This window comes from Thalassotalea nanhaiensis (assembly GCF_031583575.1).
GTDB lineage: Bacteria > Pseudomonadota > Gammaproteobacteria > Enterobacterales > Alteromonadaceae > Thalassotalea_A > Thalassotalea_A nanhaiensis.
Window position 1 is genome coordinate 668,803 of the sequence record NZ_CP134146.1, and the last position, 20,870, is coordinate 689,672.

The 20,870-nt window shown below is 39.2% G+C and carries 15 protein-coding genes; 5 read left to right on the top strand and 10 right to left on the bottom strand.

The features are described from left to right. The first annotated feature begins 14 nt into the window (after positions 1-14). Positions 15-2,522, top strand: coding sequence for a glycoside hydrolase family 95 protein (locus RI845_RS03120; RefSeq protein ID WP_348388300.1), 2,508 nt, complete (start codon positions 15-17; stop codon positions 2,520-2,522). A 53-nt stretch (positions 2,523-2,575) separates the two neighbouring features. After that, positions 2,576-3,556: a ThuA domain-containing protein gene (locus RI845_RS03125; protein ID WP_348388301.1), complete on the top strand. Its 981-nt coding sequence runs from the start codon at positions 2,576-2,578 to the stop codon at positions 3,554-3,556. A gap of 73 nt (positions 3,557-3,629) precedes the next feature. On the opposite strand, the gene RI845_RS03130 is transcribed toward RI845_RS03125, so the two are convergent. Then, positions 3,630-5,126, bottom strand: coding sequence for an alpha-L-fucosidase (locus RI845_RS03130; RefSeq protein WP_348388302.1), 1,497 nt, complete (start codon positions 5,124-5,126; stop codon positions 3,630-3,632). 191 nt (positions 5,127-5,317) lie between these two features. Between RI845_RS03130 and RI845_RS03135 the strand changes: the two genes are divergently transcribed. After that, complete coding sequence (locus tag RI845_RS03135) at positions 5,318-6,868, top strand: sialate O-acetylesterase (RefSeq protein WP_348388303.1); 1,551 nt, start codon at positions 5,318-5,320, stop codon at positions 6,866-6,868. A 57-nt stretch (positions 6,869-6,925) separates the two neighbouring features. On the opposite strand, the gene RI845_RS03140 is transcribed toward RI845_RS03135, so the two are convergent. From RI845_RS03140 to RI845_RS03180, 9 genes are read right to left on the bottom strand one after another with little or no spacing between them, the layout of a single operon-like run. Further along, positions 6,926-9,013, bottom strand: coding sequence for a hypothetical protein (locus RI845_RS03140; protein WP_348388304.1), 2,088 nt, complete (start codon positions 9,011-9,013; stop codon positions 6,926-6,928). 14 nt (positions 9,014-9,027) lie between these two features. Next, positions 9,028-10,041, bottom strand: a complete 1,014-nt coding sequence (locus tag RI845_RS03145; RefSeq protein WP_348388305.1) for a family 43 glycosylhydrolase — start codon at positions 10,039-10,041, stop codon at positions 9,028-9,030. A gap of 15 nt (positions 10,042-10,056) precedes the next feature. After that, positions 10,057-10,812 (bottom strand): carbohydrate-binding family 9-like protein, encoded by a 756-nt coding sequence (locus RI845_RS03150; RefSeq protein ID WP_348388306.1) that lies wholly within the window; start codon positions 10,810-10,812, stop codon positions 10,057-10,059. Positions 10,813-10,836: 24 nt separating this feature from the next. Next, positions 10,837-11,559, bottom strand: coding sequence for a GDSL-type esterase/lipase family protein (locus RI845_RS03155; protein ID WP_348388307.1), 723 nt, complete (start codon positions 11,557-11,559; stop codon positions 10,837-10,839). 6 nt (positions 11,560-11,565) lie between these two features. Then, positions 11,566-12,270, bottom strand: a complete 705-nt coding sequence (locus tag RI845_RS03160; RefSeq protein ID WP_348388308.1) for a hypothetical protein — start codon at positions 12,268-12,270, stop codon at positions 11,566-11,568. A 24-nt stretch (positions 12,271-12,294) separates the two neighbouring features. After that, positions 12,295-13,746 carry a sulfatase gene (locus tag RI845_RS03165; protein ID WP_348388309.1) on the bottom strand — a complete coding sequence of 484 codons (1,452 nt, stop codon included), beginning with the start codon at positions 13,744-13,746 and terminating at the stop codon, positions 12,295-12,297. 46 nt (positions 13,747-13,792) lie between these two features. Next, positions 13,793-15,199, bottom strand: coding sequence for a sulfatase-like hydrolase/transferase (locus tag RI845_RS03170; RefSeq protein ID WP_348388310.1), 1,407 nt, complete (start codon positions 15,197-15,199; stop codon positions 13,793-13,795). A gap of 9 nt (positions 15,200-15,208) precedes the next feature. Then, positions 15,209-16,771: a sulfatase family protein gene (locus RI845_RS03175; RefSeq protein WP_348388311.1), complete on the bottom strand. Its 1,563-nt coding sequence runs from the start codon at positions 16,769-16,771 to the stop codon at positions 15,209-15,211. Next, positions 16,768-18,231 (bottom strand): sulfatase-like hydrolase/transferase, encoded by a 1,464-nt coding sequence (locus RI845_RS03180; protein WP_348388312.1) that lies wholly within the window; start codon positions 18,229-18,231, stop codon positions 16,768-16,770. The genes RI845_RS03175 and RI845_RS03180 overlap by 4 nt, the downstream gene beginning before the upstream one ends. Before the next feature lie 143 nt (positions 18,232-18,374). On the opposite strand from RI845_RS03180, the gene RI845_RS03185 reads away from it, so the two are divergent. Then, on the top strand, positions 18,375-19,925 hold the full coding sequence (locus RI845_RS03185; protein WP_348388313.1) for a hypothetical protein: 1,551 nt from the start codon (positions 18,375-18,377) through the stop codon (positions 19,923-19,925). Next, entirely contained in the window at positions 19,922-20,851 is a 930-nt protein-coding gene (locus RI845_RS03190) for an alpha/beta hydrolase (RefSeq protein ID WP_348388314.1), read from the top strand. The genes RI845_RS03185 and RI845_RS03190 overlap by 4 nt, the downstream gene beginning before the upstream one ends. The last annotated feature ends 19 nt before the right edge of the window (positions 20,852-20,870 follow it).

Genomic DNA, 20,870 nt, shown 5'->3' on the forward strand with positions numbered 1-20,870 from the left:
AGAGGAATTACGGTTTGAATAATAACAACTATATTGCAATAACAAACTCATTAAAATTGGCGGGCATTGCAATAACTACATTTATAATTTCGGCTTGTGGTGAACCTGAAACCGCGACTAAAGGAGCCAGTCTTTCTGTAAAAAATAAATATAGCCAACCAATCAAAGTTAGCACAGGTAAACATCGTCTTTGGTATAAAAAACCTGCGACAGATTGGATGACACAAGCATTGCCCATTGGTAATGGTTTTATGGGGGCGATGCTATTTGGTGGCATTGAAGAAGACCGTATTCAATTTAATGAACAATCGTTGTGGGCAGGTGGTCCTGGTAGTAGTGAAAGCTACACCAGCGGTAATCGTAAAGGTGCGTATAAAGTATTACCTGAAGTACGAAAATTAGTGAATGATGGCAAGTTTGAGCAAGCACATGCATTAGCAAAAACAGAGTTAACCGGTAAAATTAGCAAAGAAGAAAAAAGTGCTAAAGGTCATAGTTTTGGTGACTTTGGTGCGTATCAAGCGTTTGCTGATGTCTATGTTAACCAAGTGGTCAAAAATGATACCTCAAATTACACCAGAACGCTGGACCTTGAGACTGGCTTAGTTACTGTGAAGTACCTTGATGGCCAAATAAATCATAAACGTGAATATTTTGCTAATTACCCGTCAAGGGTCATGGCATTTCGTTATGAAAACGATGCGAAAGCCGGCGTAGATTACAGCGTTCGTTTAGATTCTTTGCACCCAACTCAAGTGCACAGTGAAAGTAATGTTTTAATTTTAACAGGCCATGTTGCTGACAATGGCATGGCAATGGAAGCAAGATTAGAAGTTCGTGTTGAAGGTGGCGAAGTTAACATTAAAGATGGTCTGGCTCACATTGTTGGCGCTAATGCCATGACTTTAGTACTTACTGCAGCAACCGATTACCAAGATGTAGCACCTAAATACAAAGGCAATGATTACGCTAAATTTAACCAAGAAACGTTAGCATCAGTTGCGAGCAAAGATTATCAATCACTACTAATAGAGCATGTTAGTGATTACCAGTCACTGTTTCACCGAGTTGCTCTTACGCTAGATAATGGTGGTGATTCAAACTCTGAGATGGCAACAGATCAACGTATCCTAAATTATAGTAAAACAGCAAGTGACGTAGACTTAGAAGCGTTGTTTTTTCAGTACGGCCGTTACTTACTCATTAGTAGCTCGAGACCGGGATCTCTACCGGCTAATTTGCAAGGTAAATGGAATGACTCTCTGGTTCCTGCATGGGCATCAGACTATCACTTTAATATTAATGCTCAAATGATTTACTGGCCTGCAGAAGTGACTAACTTAGCAGAAACTCATGAACCACTCCTAGAGTACACTCAAAGTTTAGTTACGCCAGGTCAAGTAAGTGCCAAAGCCTTTTTTGGGGTAAATGGTTGGGTGGTCAATACGATGAATAACATCTTTGGTTATACCGCTACTGGTTGGGGATTTCCTTGGGGCTACTTTCCTGCTGGAGCTGCTTGGTTAAGTCAGCATCAGTGGCAACACTATGACTTTAATGGCGAACAAGCTTATCTCGCAGAAGGTGCACTGCCTACTATGGAGCAAGCGGCATTATTTTGGCTAGAGTACTTACAAGAAAATGAGCAGGGCCAACTGATTTCTATTCCAAGCTACTCACCGGAACATGGGGGCATTTCTGGCGGTGCTTCTATGGATCACCAAATTGTTTATAACTTATTCACCAACTACTTAAGTGCTTGTGAAGTGGCTGCTTATGATTGCTCTTTTACAGATAGAGTAGAAACAGCAAAAGCAAAACTACTGCCACCGCAAATTGGTCATTGGGGACAATTGCAAGAGTGGGCTGAAGATCGAGATAATCCAAACAGTAAACATCGTCATGTTTCGCACATGTTTGCCGTTTATCCGGGAAACCAAATTGGACGATTAAGTACACCTAAATTGGCAGATGCGGCTAAAGTTTCGCTTAATGCTCGTGGTGATAATGGTACTGGTTGGTCTTTAGGTTGGAAAATGAATCTATGGGCACGTTTAGCTGATGGCGACCGCGCCCATAAGTTATTACAGCGCACCATGAGATTAGTTGGCTTCAAAGAAACCGACAGCTCAGGTGTGTTAGTAAATAATCATGGCCAGTATGATAGTGGCGTTTACCATAACTTCTTATCTGCTCACCCACCGTTTCAACTTGATGGCAACATGGGGGCAACTGCGGGCATCGCAGAAATGCTATTACAATCTCACGATAGTGCCATAGAGTTGTTACCAGCACTTCCTAACGCATGGCCTAGTGGTGAAATTAAAGGGCTACGCGCACGTGGTGGTTTTGAAATTGATATGGCTTGGGAAAAAGGTCAACTGAAGCAAGTTGATATTCTTAAAGTGGGTCATACCGTTAACGGCAAAACCGTTAAATTAAAGTATGGTGCTAAAGAGATAAGCTTTAAAGATGAAGCTGGTTTGGCGATGAAACTCAATGGTGCATTAAGCGACCTTTAATAATCTATGTGTAATTAAGCTACTTATGGGAACTCCACAACAGGGTAAATTTTATGAATTATAAATATCTTATAGTATTCATATTTTCCACGTGTTTATATTCGTGTGGTCAAAGCAGTGAACCAAATAAAGAAATATCAAAACCTGTTGTATCTTCTACAATCGATATTCCTATAAGGATCGAAAGTGATAACAAACCGAATGAGTTAATTAAGGTACTTATTGTTGATGGCATAAATAACCACAACTGGCAGGAGACTACCGCTCGTATTAAGGCGATTCTAGAGCCTAGTGGGCTTTTTGATATCACTGTTTCTACAACGCCATCACGGGAAGCAACAGACAAAGAGTGGAGCAGGTGGCGTCCTGAATTTTCTGCTTATGATGTTATTTTGAATAACTTCAATGGAGGTCATAACAGTAATGGAAAACGTTGGCCCGACGCTGTTGAAAAAGCTTTTGAGAGTTATGTAAAAAATGGCGGAGGTGTTGTTAATTTTCATGCGGCAAATAACGCGTTTCTAAATTGGCAGGCTTATAACGAAATGATTGGTTTAGGGTGGCGCAACCCGAGCTTTGGCCGAGGTGTGATTGTTGATGCAACGGATAAGCTTGTTTATATCCCTAAAGGCGAAGGACTAGGTGCTGGTCATAAAGAGAACCATGACTTTGTGATGACGGTTTTCGAGAGAGATCACCCAATCACCGTTGGATTTCCACAAAAATGGATGCATGCTATGGAACAGCTTTCTCATGGTCAGCGTGGGCCAGCAAAGAATATGACGGTGCTACACTACGCTTGGTCAAAAGACAGTAAACGTAATGAACCCATAGACTGGATTGTTAACTATGGTGATGGCCGAGTTTATACAACAATGTTGGGACATTTGATGCAGGAAGAAGGGTTAAACTTTCGCAGTGTTGGTTTTCGAGTTCTATTGATTCGTGCTTTACAGTGGACCGCAACTCAGCAAGTGACCTATCCTGTGCCATCAAACTTTCCAAGTAGTGATGCTATTATATTAGTCGATTAGTAAACTATGGCTCCGTTAATTAACAGAGCCATTGCTTAACCATTATACTTATTCTAAATAGAGTAAATTAAACTCATCTACTTAATCTTAATCCCCACACGTATTTTCCAGTTTTATTCTTAGGCAGGCTAACAATAATGTCGTTATCTTTATTCGTAAAAGGTACAGAGCTATTAGCACTTATCAGTTCTATTTTATTTGCATTAAATTCAGCTGCTTGTGGCAGTTTGACTTGTCCGCTTTCTGGCCAATCTACAAACCAAGCATAAAGTGTGTCATCCTTTTGGGTGTAACGAATGGCTTTTTTCTCATATTTCCAATTGCCGTTTCCACCTGCCTGTAAACTATTAAGTTTACCTGTACCATAAGTAGACCATGGTTTTGTTTTGTGAATGCCTTCACCATTAATTTGCATCCACTCGCCAATTTCTATTAAAGCTTTTTCTTGAGCTTTATCTAATGTGCCATCAGGTCTTGGGCCAATATTGAGCAGCAAATTTCCATTGCGGCTGACAATATCAATAAACCCACGCAGTAGACTATCAGTAGCAAAAGCGGGCTTTTCCCCTGCATAACCCCAACTGCCATTTACCGTATAGTGAGCCTGCCAAGGGCGCTGCTTTATTGCGCCCTCAAGTTGTCCTTCTGTATCATGTATACCTTCACCTTCTTGCATGGCGTCGCGTTTCCACGATAAAGCGACGGTTTTATTTAACGCTGAGCTAGTGTTGTAAAAGTTTGCGGTAACACGGCGCATTGCATCGCTAAAATAATCCTTGTTGTATTCTGTTCGCGCATCACAAACACCACCGTCGACAAAAATATAATCAGGCTGGTAGTTATCGATAAGCTCATTCATTACCCGCTCCCATTTCAGCGCATCTTCTGGGCGAGGTGGGTCGGTATCTTTGCGACGTTTACCATAAAGGCCTTCATTCGCAGGGTCCCAAGTATCAAACTGTGGACGAAAGTTATAATATTTCCAGTGTCTGCCGTAATGTGTTGATACGCCAGTTTTAATGCCTTTTTTGCGCATGGCTTCAGTCAACTCTTTAACCACGTCACGCTTTGGCCCCATTTTAGAAGAATTCCATTCAATTTCTTTAGAGTCCCACATTGCAAAGCCATCATGATGTATTGCAGGTGCGGCAAAATATGTGGCACCAGTGTTAGCGATCAAATCGGCGTAATAATTAGCATCAAATTTTTCTAAAGTCAGCGCTGGAATTAAATCTTTATAACCAAAGGATTTACGGTCGCCGTATTTTTTAGTGTGATGCTCCACAAATGACATCGCATAATCAGGATGTCTTTGCATATTCGGATTGTCAGCGGTGTAGTACATATTCGTCGGATACCATTCATTCTTATAGGCAGGAACAGAGAAAACGCCTAAGTGCATAAAAAAACCTAACTTACCCTCACTGTACCACTGTGGCACATCGTAAGAAGATAATGATTGATGACTTGTATCGTACTTTTCTTTGGCGCCAATACTGCTTGTAGAGAACAAAAGTACGAGCAAAATACATTTTAAAAGTCTTTCTTTGTAGCGTTTTACATTGTTCATAGTTGACCTAACTTAACCTATAAATTGTTGATCCTAAGCACCTTAAATATTATTACGATTGCGGCAGTTAATATTTAGTACTAAATTTTTCGATGATTATTTATTATACGAATTTGCAATAATTAATATATATCATACATAATGAATATGGAGTAGTATTTACTGCACAATATTCAAATAACTCTTAATTTATGTTGAACGTACTTCTAGATAAAAACGCCATCTTTAGAACATTGATATTTGTTTTACTTTCTTCATTTAACCTTTCATTGTTGATTGGCAAAGCTGAAGCACAAGTAAAGCTTGCCACAGTATTTGCAGACTCAATGGTTATACAACGAGAACAACCAATAAATATTTGGGGAACCGCCTCAGAAAATGAGCAAATTGCTGTTGTTTTTAAGGACGAAACTTATTACGGGCAAGCCGATAAAAATGGCAACTGGTTAATTAGACTACCCTCACAATCTGTAGCAACTGAACAGTCGCTAAAAGTTGTGGGTCAAAATACACTCGAGATCAAGAACATTGCTTTTGGCGACGTTTTTTTGGCCGGCGGTCAATCAAACATGGGATTTAAACTGAAAGAGGTTTTTAGCAAGTTTCCAAATGAAACCAACCTCAGCGATTACCCTGATGTTCGTCACTTTAAAGTAAAAAGGCACTACAACTTTAGCGGGCCTCAACAGGATATTGAAGGTGGGCACTGGCAAACGGCACGTGCTGGAACTGTAGGTAACTTCTCAGCTGTTGCTTGGTTTTTTGCTAAAGATCTATACCAAAAATATAAAGTACCGATTGGCATTATTTCTTCCAGTGTGGGATCTACACCGGCAGATAGCTGGATGAGTATCGAGTCATTAAAAGACTTTCCAGATGCTCAAGCACTGGCCTATAAACTAGGCAACGATGACTATGTTAAGCAATTAAAAAATGAATACCAGCAAGAGCGACAAGCTTGGCGAAAGCAAAATCCTAACAAAAAGAAAATCCCTTTTATCCTAATGCATCGCACCAGCCTGGATTTCAAACCAACAGGCTTTTATAACGCCATGATAGCGCCGTTAAAATCGATGAAATTTGCCGGCGTTATTTGGTATCAAGGCGAGAGTAATGCTAGATCACCAAAGAACTATGCCAAGCAGTTTACAGAGTTAATCTCGCTATGGAGAGATTTGTTTTCACAACCTAAATTACCATTTATGTTTGTGCAAATAGCTAATTTTCAAATGCCTGATGAAAGTCCAGCTGAAAGTAAATGGGCTGAGCTTAGAGCCGAACAAACGTATGTAGCAAATACGGTAGAAAACACAGCTATGGCGTTAGCGATAGATACTGGCGAACGGCATAATATTCACCCATTAGATAAAAAGACTGTAGGAGAGCGTTTAGCCTTAGCTGCGCGTAACCTGATTTACGGTGAAAAACAGCTAAATTATACCAGTCCATTAGTTGATCAGGCGGTTGTAAATAATGGCCTGGTAACAATTAGTTTTAAGCACGTTAATAAAGGCCTATTGGTAAAGGGGGGGAAGCTATTTGGCTTTGCTATTGCCGCTGAAGATAAGGAATTTATTTGGGCAAATGCAAAGTTAGAAAGCAACCAAGTAACGGTTTGGCATGACAGTATAAAAGCCCCTAAATATGTACGCTATGCATGGGCAACCAATCCTGAAAATGCAAATCTATATAACGATCAAGGGTTACCGGCTACACCATTTAGTATTGCGCTTAAATATTGAGGAAGGTGATGCAGCTTTTTTATGGATCATATGTTACGAAGCTAACTTATTTCACTATCACTTTTCATTTAATCGATATTGATACAGGCGGTAATTGGTCTCGCGCATATACGAGATTAACTCGTAGTATATTTGGTCTGTCATTGACACCAAACCACAATTTGCATTTTCGCCGTTACCACGGCCTGCGGTGGTTGAATTTGCCCACATAAACCAGTGAGCACCAACAATTCGTGGGTTTCTTAACGCGCCTTCTACAAAGTTCTTATACTTCTCACCTCTATTTCGCTGGTTAGACGCATAACCTAGACCGGTAAAAAACTTGCCTGCATCCAACGCGCCAAAATTAAATTCAGAGATGATAAAAGGTTTGTCTATATCTGCTGCTGGGTAGGGGTAATGTTCAACTTCATTTTCATAGGCGTTGAATGACAATATATCGACATATTTTGCCGCGACAGAAATATTGATGTGGTTTTTATGATTACCATGCCAGCGGCAACCTAAATAAAGCTTGCCCGGTGCATGGGTGTCGATAAGTTCTTTACTGGTTTTAAAATAAACGTCCGTCATATTGGTGTAGTGAAGGACATTTATATCTTTAAGTAAACGGTGTTTAACCTTATTTTTTTTAACCTTGGTTGTTAAAAGCGCTTGCCAACTTTTAAAGTTACTGCCGGCCATTTTATTAAAGGTTTCAATGTTTTTTAGCTTGTCTTTTAATAGCGCAATATAGACTTTTTTACCGGCACTATTTTGACCTTTTGCAAGAGTGCTAGCCGCTATACTTTGTGGCGTTCCCCAATGGATTTCGTTATTGATAAAGAAACCAAAAAAATACGGATCATTTTTAACAAGAGCAGCCTTTTGTTTAACTTTCCTTTCAAGTTCGTCTTTCCACTTTGGGTCAAACACATCGGGAAATTTTTCATGAATTTCTGGTTTAGTTGCACCAATAAAAACGGTATATGGTAGCTTTTTCTTCTCGGATGACGACGCGACGTCTTCATTCGACCAGCCGCCTAAGGTATTTAAGCCCCAGCTTTTCATTCTATCTAAGCTTATATCAAGGTACTTTCCTTCACTATTATCACCATACTTTCGATGCAAGTTCTTCAAACCATGATAATAAGTTTGGCCTTTAAAATATTCTTGGTTATTTGGGCTTTTATTAGGAATTCCTTCAAAGAAATGCTCCCTGTTTTTAGTGGGGGTTCCTACAGTTAATTTACCGGCACCATTAACGCCAGATGACCAAAAAAGATTGCCATCTGGATTTATTATCCACCATTTTCCTTCTATTTTTTGTGTTCTAAAATGTCCTGTAGCCTCAAACTTTGGTCCGTTGGCAAAACCTCCAAATCTATCCCATTCAATCGACTTTGGATGTTTGGCTAAGTCTTTTTGTTCTTTTTCTATTGCTTGCTTAAACTGAGTGTCGTCAGTTATTTTTCCGGGCCAAGTGTCATGTTTATATTGGCCATATTTATTAATAAACGGAAAGTAGGACGTTTTATCTTTGGTGTATAAATATGGTAGTGCAGGGCGGTTTTTGAAGATTCGTTTTAGCAGTATTTTTTGCTCAAAACCTTTGGCCGGGAAAGCAATTTTAAGGCCGTTTATATGTTTTGCATCAACGCCTTCCCAAATCATAATAACGCCATTAGGTATGCCTTTCATGCCAGGAAAGTCACTTTTATACGGATAGTCTGCTTTGGTGATTTGGTCGCGTATTAACACATTGTTATAAATCAGAGACTCTAGTGGCTTCAAAAAACCAATATGGGCAAGGCTATGCTGATTTTTTGACTTTGCCTGTGTTTGCTTCTGTCTTTTGGGACTTTCATACATAATAACGGGATCAAAACGTATTTGTTGCTGAGTTTTATTTTCTAATTCAATACTTAAAAATACCCACTGGGTTAAATCCCAATAATCAACGCTTGGCTTGAATACAATGCTACCTTTTTGACCCGACTGTATCGTTATTTCAATGCCATCTGCAGTGCGTTTCGTTTGTACATTATTGGTCTTATAGGACTCTGCAGTTAAAGTATTTAAATTTATAATATCAGAAGTTAATTCTTGTACAGCGATAACTGGAAGAGCCAATGTTAGTGCGAGTAATATAAATAGATTTTTCATTATTTTTATATTGCTTATAACTTAGTTTCAGGGTTCAAATTAGGTGCTTGATAGACTAAAGGAATAATTTTCCCTTCATCGTCAAAACCAATTTCATCAAAATGTACAGAGCGTTGTTTAGCAGAATGTGATAACACTCGAGAGTGATAGAACACGTACCATTTGTCGTTAAACTCAGTAATAGAGCCATGACTGGTACCAGCACCAACCGGTGTCATAACTTCGCCTACATAGTCGAATGGTCCAAGTGGATTTGTGGCCATGGCATAAACCAAGGTTGTGTTTTTTTCCCAGCCATTTGAGTACATGTAGTAGTAATATTTACCACGTTTAAATACCCATGGGCCTTCGCCGTACCAGCCTCCGCCAGTTTTTTCAGTATATTGTTCAATACCATTTATTTGCACAGGCTCAATATCACCATCAAGCTCTATCATGTTGTCTTTAAGTTTGACCACTCGCGGGCTGCGACAGCCAAAATACATATAAGCCTGACCGTCATCATCAATAAGCATTGCAGGGTCTATCGGCTCTTGACCAACCACTTGCTCATTTCCAGTTTTATCAACTAAAGGTTTTCCTAGTGGATCAATAAAACCCGAAGTAGGAGAGTTACTTACCGCGACACCAATTTTTGCTTGTTCAACTGGGTAATAAAAGTAGTATTTTCCATTACGTTTTATTGCATCTGGCGCCCAAGCTTGTTTTGTTGCCCAGGAGATATCATCTAAGTTGAAAAATGCCCCATGATCTGTCCATGTATTTAAATCTTTGGTAGAAAAGACATGCCAGTCGGTCATATCAAAATGAGCTTGATGATCAGTGTCTGAGCGGTCGTGTGAAGTATACAAATATAACGTATCGTCAAACACTCTCGCTGAAGGATCCGCAGTAAATATATGTCGGATCAGGGGGTTGCCTTCATTTTTAAATTCAACAAACTGGGATTCACTACAAGCAGTTAATAAGGCGAGCATTACCATTACCATCGCCCAAATAATATTCTTCACTGAAGAATGGGAGTTCATATTAATTGCAGCTACTTAATTAGCAACAAATTTAATCTGACCGAACACCTTAGGTTCATGAACATCGATATGCTCAGTCAGAGGTAAAAGCGACGATATTGAAGTCCTATCGCCTAATGCATCATTTCGGTCTTGACGAATTATCATAATGTTCCATACACTTCCTTCTGCAAGAGGTGCAAATTCAGATGCACTATGGAATGCCTGAATAGGAATAGCCAACTCCATAGACCAACCAACATCCTGGTCAGAGTTATCATTTAAACTGCCTTCAATTCTAGTTTCCACCTGATAAGATGGGTTATATGATTTCAGTGACACTTTTGAGTTTTGATAAAAATCGTTTAAGAAAATAAAATCATTTGCAGTTTTATTTAAGTTCACCTCAAAACCATAGTGAAGTTTGATCGGCTTCGCACTTGGCATCAAAAACACTTCAAAACAATCATCATAATATGGGACACCGTCTCGCTCGGTTTCTCTAGCCGTCAAATAACGATCTTCTGCATTAAATAAAAAGTAAAGGTGACTATCATCCCATAGCATTTTAACGTTAGATGCTTGTTTGTCTTTTGAACTATTGGCGTTATAAACATAAGATAATGGATAAGCTTCTGCCTTACTCCAATCTTTATCAGTTGCCATCCCGTCCACAACTATATGTTGCGCGGCTTTTTCTACCCTAATAACAGCAGAGTTTTTGTCTACAGCAGCAAGAGTGTGATTATAAAATGTGCCTAAGAACCATATTAACAACACTAACCTTTTCATATTATTTATTACTCCACCTATTTGTTAATTAGCCATTAATTGCTTAACTTTAGGCTCAATGGTCATTGCCCAGTTTTTATATTGCTCTTTATTTGGGTGCAATAAATCTTTCATCACAGATCTGCTTAAGTTGCCATTTGCATCTAAAAAAATATGATTGATGTCTAAGTAATGAACCTTCTCGCCATCGCCATAGGTGCTGATAATGTTGTTAATGTCGTCGTTTATTTTTCTTAGAGGATCATCTGTTGTTGCCCCTCTAGGGAAAACGGCCAACAGTAAAATCTTACTATTAGGCAGCTTGTCATTAATTGATGTTAGTATTTTTTTGATCCCTAAAGCTGTATCTTCAGGCTTGTCTTGACGATGACCTGTGTTATTGGTACCAATCATAAGCACGACCAACTTCGGATCTATATTATCCACCTCGCCATGTTCAAGTCGCCACAATACTTGTTCTGTTCGATCGCCGCTAAAACCTAAATTTAAAGCGTTTCTAGATTGATAATATTGTTGCCAAACCGACTTGCCTTTGTCATCAAAAGAATGAGTTATAGAATCACCAATAAAAACTAGGTCAACCTGTTCCATCTTTACTTTTAGTGCCAGTTTTTCTTCATGTCTCGGCATCCACCAATTTTTAGTCCAAGGGTCTGTTTGTGCTTCTGCTCGAACTGATTTTGGTTGTACTTCTATCGCCGTACAGCCAGCACACAATAAAACAAGGCTTAACAATAGATACTTCATCTATGATTATCCTTTTAGTGTTCTTAATGTTTTAGGAACTTGGTCGCAGGTGCCTGGTGATTGTTCAATTGTTTTCTTAATTTTAGCAAGTGCCTGGCGTTTGCGTTTTTTAACCCATTTTTGCAAGTCTTTATCGCTAGCTTCGGGCCTTTCCTTAGCAATCTCTATCTTAAATTGTTCTATAGATAGTTTGTACTTGGTCTGGAAACTTGTATAACCAACGCCGGAAGAAATGTTGCATGCGATAGCTAATGAATTAATTCGGTTTAAATGGTTAAACCATTTTTTTACCGTTTTGTCATTATGTGCATTGAGTTTACATTCATCATTGGCATTACAGACTCTACCTGATTCTTTATTAGGAGGAGATAGTTTGACGATAAACCTAATATTTTCATATTCATCAACTTTGTTTTTGCTGTACCGCCATTTTTCTAAGCTTTGCTCAAAGTCTTCGGCAAGGCTTAAAATAGAAGGCGAACTTTCTTTAACTAGTTTTATATTTGCAGGTTTAAGCTGATCATCGCCAGCATCTACCAATTCAAACGATAATTCAGCCCAACTATCTTTTGGTAAGTTTGTTCTATAAACCGTTCGCTTAGGCTTAGCCGTTAATGGGACTAAGCTTTCAGTACTAGTTTCTTCTGGCGTACTTTTACACGCCATTAAACTGAGTGTAAGTACTAACAAAACGAGCGATTTTAAATGCATTTTATGTTGTCCCTAGCTGATTTATTATTTTGTGTTTTTTAAGCGTTTCGCATCGGCGCCAAACAAGCTCCAATTAGAAATATATTCTTCAATTGTCGGTGCTTCTTCTTTAGGTAATAGCGCTTCAAGTTCTTTTAATTTATTTTGATATTCAGTTTTATTGGCCAAATTATGCCACTCGTGTTGATCTTTTGTGTGGTGATACAGCTCCATTTCGCCATCAAAATATTTAATTAAACGCCAATCTTGGGTACGTACAGAGTAATTACCACGGCCCCAAGTGGAAATCGCTGGCGCTGCAACAGGTGATTCTTGATCTTTCAGTTGTGGCACTAGACTAAAGCCATCAACATATTCAGGTACTTGTAGGTTTGCCATATCAGCAATGGTGCGATAAACGTTAATTAGGGTAACGGCTTGATCAACTTTTCTGCCAACAGCAGCTTGTTGTCTTTTATCATGAATAATAAATGGCACTCGCGATGCTTCTTCCCAAAGGGTGAATTTTTTAAAAGATTGCTTTTCGCCTAAGTGATAACCGTGATCAGACCATAAAATTACCACCGTATTATTCGCTTCAGGGCTGTTATTTACTGCATCCATTATGCGACCAACATTATAATCAACCCAGGAAATGCAGGATAAATAAGCACGGCGAACATCTTGCCATTTGTTACCTTTTTTGAACTTTTTATCATCGCCGGCGCGGCGCATTCTGTTGCCTTCTCTGCCTATGTCGTTAAGGTCATTGGCTAATAGTGCCGGTGCTTCAATGGTTTCTGGTAAAGCATCGTAAAACTCTACTGGACAATCAAACGGTAGGTGCGGTTTTACTAAACCAATGGCGGCAAAGTAAGGTTTATCGGTGGCGTTGCTGCCATGTTTTTTAATTGCATCGATACCGTAAGAAGCAACTTGATGATCAAACAATTGTTCTAACGGGTTAGTTACCGGTCGAAACGAGTTCTTTTTGTTGGTATGAAAGCCTTTGTTTTTAGCAAACACTTTTGGGTGTCTGTCGGCATCTAAATAATCTGTCCATTCAAGGTTACTGTACTCTGGGCCGTGATGAATTTTACCTGAGCCATAAGTTAAGTAGCCATTGTCTTTTAAAAACCTTGGCAAGGTTACGTATTTTTCATGTAACTGTTTATGAATATCGTGTTCATAAAATGGATACAAGCCCGAGTTATAAGGCTCTACTCCATAAAGCAGAGCATTACGACTTGGCGAACAACCTGGGCTAACCGTTTGCGCATTCATAAAGGCAACGCCTTGATTAGCTAATTTATCCATATTAGGTGTCATTGCTTGAGGATGACCACCCATATAACCTACCCAGTCATTCATGTCATCAACGGCGATAAATACAATGTTAGGCTGCTTTGCACTATTTGTTTTTTCAGCAGCTGTACTTGGAGCCATAAAACCAATAAGGGTTATAAAAAGCGCTGCAATTTGAGTAATTTTATTCACATTATTCTCTTAGTATTTTTATGATACTTTTAGTTATTCCGTAAATTTATTTGGGTTGTGTAATTCGATATTGAGCATCGTAACTTTTAAGCTGCTCTTTTTTATATCTAGCGCCTTCCATATAAAGATGCTGTGGTGTTGATATATCCCAAGTACCGAGCGTTTTTAACATTTTAACTACTCGTTCAGGGTGTTTTGCTGCAACATCGTTTAACTCGGCAACATCTTCTTTAACGTTATATAGTAGCGGTAGGCGATCTGGTAAGCGGATAAGTTTCCAGTCACCATCGCGAATACTGGCACTTACGGTAAAGCGCCATTTCATTTGTTGATTAGGATTACCTGTGTTTTCGCCAGTTAAATACGGGTAGACATTAACGCCGTCTATTTTATCTTTAGGTAATATTTCTCCACCAGCTAACGCAACAAATGTGGGGGTTAAATCCAGGGTAGTTATAGGGTGTTCATAACGAGAATTTGCTTTCAGACCGTTTGGCCAAGACATAATAAACGGTACGTGAATACCACCTTCTAGCAATATACCTTTTGAACCTCGAAATGGTGCATTTACTGTTCTAGACTTTTTGCCAGTACCTGGACCACCGTTATCGCTTAGAAATACAATAACGGTGTTGTCGTAAACGTTGTTGGCTTTCAACTCGGCAACAATTTTACCAACGTTTTCATCTAAGCGATGTATCATCGCGGCGTAGATACGGCGGTTTTCATTTTTAATGTGTTTATAAAGATCGATATCTTTTTGCGGTGCTTGTAGTGGCGCATGTGGGGCATTGAAAGATGCATATAAGAAAAACGGTTTGTTTTTATTACGCTTAATAAACGCAGCACTTTCATTACCAGTATCATCGGTAATATAGGTAATAGGATCGGGCGTTTTAAAATTACTTTCTAATGGCGATAGATAACCTTCACCATTTGGCTCTGAACGAAAGTAATCATGACCACCAACAGGGTAGGTCCAAACTTCATCAAAGCCTCGCTTAGGTGCTTTAAAATGAGCTTCGTCACCTAAATGCCATTTGCCAATCATGCCATTAACATAACCTTGTTTTGCTAATCTGTCGGCAATGGTTTTTTCTGTGATAGGTAAGCCAAAATACTCGCGATTATATTGTGGTCCGGGTTTTACATTGTTGTTATCAAAACCAAAATTTACCTGATTACGACCTGTCATTAGGCCGGCACGAGATGGCCCACAAACAGGTGCTGAAACATAACCTTGCTCAAAAATAACGCCGCTTTTAGCCAACGCATCAATGTGCGGGGTTTTAATTTCAGTGCTGCCCGTATAGCCAACATCACCATAGCCTAAATCATCAGCGAGTATAATGATGAAGTTTGGTTTTTCATCTGCTGCAATGGCAGGTGACATTCCAATAACGACTGCAAAGAGGCTTAACGCAGCCCCTTTAATAAACTTATTTGAGATCATAACTAACCTTTAATATTTGCCGTTTACGATTTCTTCTGTACGTGCATTCAATTGCTTCACCAGATCAGGGTTATCTTTTGCAATGTTATTGCTTTCACTTGGATCTGTGTTTAGATCATACAACTGATGATGAAATTCGTAGCCGCCGCGGATCAATTTTGTTTTGATAAAGCTTGGTTTCTTTTTGCTCTTTGGAATGAACTTATAGTTGTTATGGCGAAGGGCAACATTACCTAATGACTCTTCTAATAAATCAGTACGACCAGTTGCTGTTTTACCTAACCAAGTATCAAGTTGATCTAGACTATCTACCGCTTCATTCTCGCTAACATCTACGCCGACTAATTTTGCTAAAGATTTGTAGACATCCATTTGTGAAACAAGCGCGTTATTTACTTGTGGCTTAATAGTACCTGGCCAATAAGCAATAGTTGGTACACGAGTACCACCTTCTAAGCGGCTGTATTTACCACCACTGTATGGGCCTGCAGGTTTATGATCACCTAATAAGTCAACGGCGCTGTCCATATAACCGTCAAATAACACTGGGCCATTGTCACTGGTAAAGATAATTAAAGTATTTTCGGCAAGACCTAGTTTTTCAATTTCTTTAATCACTCGGCCTGTCATCCAATCCATTTGCGCAATCGCTTGTCCACGAACGCCCATTGTGCTTTTATCTTTAAATCTGTCGTTAGGCAATCTTGGTACATGAATGTCATGATAAGATTTAAATAAGAAAAATGGTTTTTCTTTATTGGCGTTGATAAATTCAATGGCTTTATCGGTAAATACGGTAGCAAAGTCTTCATCAACCCAATGTGCTGAAGTACCACCAGACATATGACCAATACGGCTTACACCATTTACAATGGTTTCATTGTGCTGTTTGTCTGCAACATATCTTAATAGCTCTGGGTTTTCATAGCCGGTAGGCATATCACCAATTTTACCTTTGTAGCTCACCGAAATAGGATCATTTTTATCTAAATTAACAATGTTATGGTTTTCAACATAAACCGTTGGTACACGATCACCAGTTGCCGGTAATAAAAAGCTGTAATCAAAACCAATTTCTAATGGTCCTGGTTTTATATCTGCATTCCAGTCTACGTTGCCATTACCTAAACCTAAGTGCCATTTACCTACAACACCAGTGGCGTAACCGGCTTTTTTCAGCATTGATGCTAATGTCGGTTTACCTGGCTGAATTAATGCAGGTGCGTCACCTTTTAATATTTTCGCTTTATTTCTAAAGCCGTGTTCGCCGGTTAACAAAGAATAACGAGAAGGAGTACAGGTTGCTGCAGAAGAGTGGCCATCGGTAAAACGAATGCCATTGTTGGCAATGCGATCAATTTCTGGAGTTTCAACGCCAACAGCGCCATAGCTGCCTAAGTCGCCGTAACCTAAATCATCGATATAAAAAATAACTACATTAGGTTGAGTTCTTTCAGCCGTTTTAGGCGCTATTTCTTGTTCAGTAGCTGTTTGTTCAACAGCCGCTTGACCACAGCCAATTAGCATTGCTGATGCGATAATGCTGGTTATAAATTTGCTAGATTTTATCATTTGTTTTTTGCCTTATTGTTCTTTCTATTCTTTTTATTTTTGCCATTTTGTGGAGCCTTTAACCAGCTGTTAAGATCTGGGAATGCGGCGTCTTTTAAATCTTTTTGCCATACTTGGTAGTCTTCATCTAATGAGTCATAACCGCTTTGTTCTTTAGGCAATAAATTATCCTGTTCAACGTGGTCTTTTTCCATATCGAATAAGTGTGATTCACTTGGGGTATTCACAATTTTATCGTTTCCACGACGCATCGCATACGAATTAGACTTTACATGACGCCAAAACAGAACATCATGTGGTTCACCTTGATTTTGGCCTGTTAAAAATGGAATTAAGTCGACTCCATCAAGTGGTTTATTTTTACTGGTATCAATATTTGCTTGTGCGGCAATGGTGGCCATAATATCTAACGAACTTACCGGCTTGTCATAGTCAACGCCAGCAGGAATAGTGTTTGGCCAGCGCACAGCAAATGGCACTCTTATACCACCTTCAAATAATAAGTTTTTGTGACCGCGCAACTCGCCGTTATCAGAGCCATTGGTTTTGGCGCCGCCATTATCTGAGAGAAATACAACCAGAGTATTTTCATCAATACCTTGCTCTTTTAACGTGGCAAGTACTCTGCCAACACCGTCATCTACAGCGGTTACCATTGCAGCATAGGTACGACGCTTTGTATTTTTAATGTGTTTATTACGATCGATATATTCTTGTGTAGCTTGCACTGGTGCATGTGGTGCGTTGTATGCAAGGTATAAAAAGAATGGGTTATCTTTTTCACGTTTAATAAAATCAACCGCTTCATTTGATAGCTCGTCGGTAAGGTATTCGTCGATATCTTCACGAGTTTCATTTCTTAGTAAGCGGGTTTTATACCAGTCAAATTTATATTTAACGTCATCTAAGTCGTTTAGGGTTAGTTCTTCAGGGAAGTAGCGATGACCACCAGATAAAAACCCATAAAAGAAATCAAAGCCGCGTTTATTAGGACGTAAATCTGGATGAGTGCCCATATGCCACTTGCCAATTATGGCGCTTTTGTATCCCGCAGGCTCTAGCACTTCAGCAATGTTTTTTTCACTGGTAGGTATGCCATTTTGCGGCACACTTGGGTCCATGGTTGGGTTAAAGTTAAAACCGAATCTATCTTGGTACCGGCCAGTTAGTAAACCCGCACGAGATGGCCCACAAACAGAAAAAGTAACGTAACCATTGGTGAAGCGCGTACCTTCGTTGGCAATTTGATCAATATGAGGCGTTCTGATATCGGTGCTGCCATTAAAGCCTACATCGGCATAACCTTGATCGTCAGTTAAAATGACAATTAAGTTTGGTTTTTGGACGCTTTGCTTTGTTGGTGCAGCACTAGTTGACTCACTTTCATGACTGTTTGCTGTAAAAGCAGTAAAGATGGTGGAAATGAAAAGAGCAATAGTTTTACTTTTTGCGACATTCATGATTTTATAGTAATCTTGTTTTATATTATAAATAATACATTACCACTTTATATTATTAAGCTCAATAGAATTGATAGTGAGTAGAGTTAGATTTTTGTAAAGAGATTGTAAATGCTGCTTATTGAAAAATACCTGAGAAAACTATGCTAAAAAAATCAAATACAGTTTTAATAGTACTCCTTAGTACACTTTTAGTTCTATCCGGTTGTGGTGGTAGTAGTTCAAAAAGTAGTGAAAAAGAGCCACAAACAAACCTACCTGCTCAACCAGATACCGATACTTCTGACCCCACTGATACGGATAACTCAGATCAGAGCGATAATTCAGATACAGGCGACACTGATACTACACCTCCTGTTGGCGTCGAAATTACTATTGATGGCATGCAAATAAAGCATACCATTCATCCTATGATCCAAGGCCAAGGCCTAATTTACTCCCATGAAGCCGATCATATTTATGCTGATGGCTCAATGGCACAACTTTATAAAGATGTTGGTGCAGGCTTTTTGCGTTACCCCGGCGGCACAGTGACGACCATGTATCACTGGAATGATTTAAACGGACAAGGGTGGACGGATAGTTGGAACCCAAATTACAACCGAGATAACGATGCATTGCCTGAAAATTACATGGACTTAGATGAATACATGGCTCTTTGTCGGGCATCTAATTGTGAGCCTATGCTAGGTATAAACATGAGTTCAGGCCGAAATTATGATCGAGACGAAGATGGTTTAAATGAAGCCATTGCCTTGCTGAAATATTGCAAAGAGAAAAATTTTGAATTGAATTACCTTTACTTAGATAACGAGAATCATCATAAAAAATGGTCAGCAGAAGAATACGCTAACTTAATTAACTACTACGTTCCAGCGTTAAGAGAGCATGCCCCCAATGCCAAGTTAATTGCTAATTGGACCAGAAGCTTTAGAAGTAATAGAGGCTCATTTAAAACCTTATTAGATATTGCTGGTAACAATTTTGATTATATTGATGTGCACTATTATTGGAAATGGGGTGTTGCCAGTTGGGAGCTTTGGAAGGAAACCACGCCGATGGTTAATAAAACCGAATGGTACGACGGTAGCAGCTATATTGAAGAAATTGCTTACTTCAAGAGTATGATGAGTGAACTCGGCAAACCCCATATCAAGTTGGCATCAATGGAATGGAATATAGGTCCAGGCCCGCACAGTGAAGATCCTCAGCATACACCATTTAAAACAGCCTTAATGCAATCCGAAATGCAAATGCAATTTATGTTGTCGGGACTAGAAATTGGTGCAATGTGGTCAACCCAGTGGCCTGACGGAGGTGATGGTCAATTTAGGTTTTTAGTGGATTCGGGTGATAATTATCGTCCAACGCCATCTGCAAAAGTGTTTGAATTATACAAGCATGCGTTAAATGGTGAGTTAGTGCAAAGTGAAACTGCCCATGAGCAAATAATGGTTACAACAGTAATTCAAGATGATGAAGCCTTTGTCTATTTGCTTAATAAAAGTGACAGTAGTGAAGATATCTATATAAATTTGAATGGTTATAATATTCTATCAGCCGACCAAGCCGTAAGCTTTCAGCACCCTGGCGTTTTTGAATACAATGACGTATCCCAAAATAATGAATATATTCAAGCCAATTTATCAGCTGATACCTTAACCATGATTAAATTGGTTATTGAACAACAATGAAACGGCTAATACTGGTTTGCTTATATCCGTTGTTAGTTTGCTGCAACGTTTTAGCGCAGCAACCAAGCCCGCTTTGGCAAGAAGAAAATATACCAAATTATCAAAATAATTCGGCCAAAGAAGTGGTTGTAGAACGCGATATTATCTCCATTCAAAATGTACAATCAGCAACGATTGAAGTGTATTTACCATCGAATAAAAACGCCAATTCAATGGCAGTGTTAATTCTCCCCGGTGGTGGTTATAACAGTGTGTCTTACGACTGGGAAGGCACAGATTACGCTAAGTGGTTTAATAGTCAAGGTATTGCCGCCTTTGTGCTGAAATATCGCATGCCACAAGCTGAGTCAGTACTTACTTCACACAAGGCGCCAATTCAAGATGCACAACGAGCAATACGTTATATTAGACACAATGCGTTAAAGTTTAATGTGGATAAAAACAAAGTAGGGGTAATAGGGTCATCTGCTGGAGGGCATTTAGCTTCAACCTTAGCAACTCATTTTACTAGCAGTTATTATCAAGCTAAAGATGCAATAGATAATGAAAATGTTCGACCTGATTTTTTGATGCTGATTTACCCAATTGTTAGTATGAAAAATGGGGTTACTCATCAGGGCTCTAGAAATAAGCTTTTAGGTAAACAACCCTCCTTTGAGTTAATTCAACGGTTCTCAAATGAAACAAGAGTAACCGAAAATACACCACCAACATTTATCATTCACTCTGGCAATGATAAAGCTGTTCCTGTTGAAAACTCGATTAGAATGTATCAAGCACTGGTTAAACATCAAGTGGAAGCAACCTTGCATGTTTTCCCTGACGGTGGTCATGGCTATGGATTAGGGCTTAGTAAAAGCGAAGCGCCTAATTGGACAGGCTTGGCATCGAAATGGTTACAATCTTTATCTGCCAACAACTTTTGATGATAAATAACGATTAGAA

Bases quoted from the DNA above. Each gene is read 5' to 3' on its own strand.
- RI845_RS03125 (WP_348388301.1), top strand. From the start codon at position 2,576: ATGAATTATAAATATCTTATAGTATTCATATTTTCCACGTGTTTATAT.
- RI845_RS03130 (WP_348388302.1), bottom strand. From the start codon at position 5,126: ATGAACAATGTAAAACGCTACAAAGAAAGACTTTTAAAATGTATTTTG.
- RI845_RS03135 (WP_348388303.1), top strand. From the start codon at position 5,318: ATGTTGAACGTACTTCTAGATAAAAACGCCATCTTTAGAACATTGATA.
- RI845_RS03140 (WP_348388304.1), bottom strand. From the start codon at position 9,013: ATGAAAAATCTATTTATATTACTCGCACTAACATTGGCTCTTCCAGTT.
- RI845_RS03145 (WP_348388305.1), bottom strand. From the start codon at position 10,041: ATGAACTCCCATTCTTCAGTGAAGAATATTATTTGGGCGATGGTAATG.
- RI845_RS03150 (WP_348388306.1), bottom strand. From the start codon at position 10,812: ATGAAAAGGTTAGTGTTGTTAATATGGTTCTTAGGCACATTTTATAAT.
- RI845_RS03155 (WP_348388307.1), bottom strand. From the start codon at position 11,559: ATGAAGTATCTATTGTTAAGCCTTGTTTTATTGTGTGCTGGCTGTACG.
- RI845_RS03160 (WP_348388308.1), bottom strand. From the start codon at position 12,270: ATGCATTTAAAATCGCTCGTTTTGTTAGTACTTACACTCAGTTTAATG.
- RI845_RS03170 (WP_348388310.1), bottom strand. From the start codon at position 15,199: ATGATCTCAAATAAGTTTATTAAAGGGGCTGCGTTAAGCCTCTTTGCA.
- RI845_RS03175 (WP_348388311.1), bottom strand. From the start codon at position 16,771: ATGATAAAATCTAGCAAATTTATAACCAGCATTATCGCATCAGCAATG.
- RI845_RS03180 (WP_348388312.1), bottom strand. From the start codon at position 18,231: ATGAATGTCGCAAAAAGTAAAACTATTGCTCTTTTCATTTCCACCATC.
- RI845_RS03185 (WP_348388313.1), top strand. From the start codon at position 18,375: ATGCTAAAAAAATCAAATACAGTTTTAATAGTACTCCTTAGTACACTT.
- RI845_RS03190 (WP_348388314.1), top strand. From the start codon at position 19,922: ATGAAACGGCTAATACTGGTTTGCTTATATCCGTTGTTAGTTTGCTGC.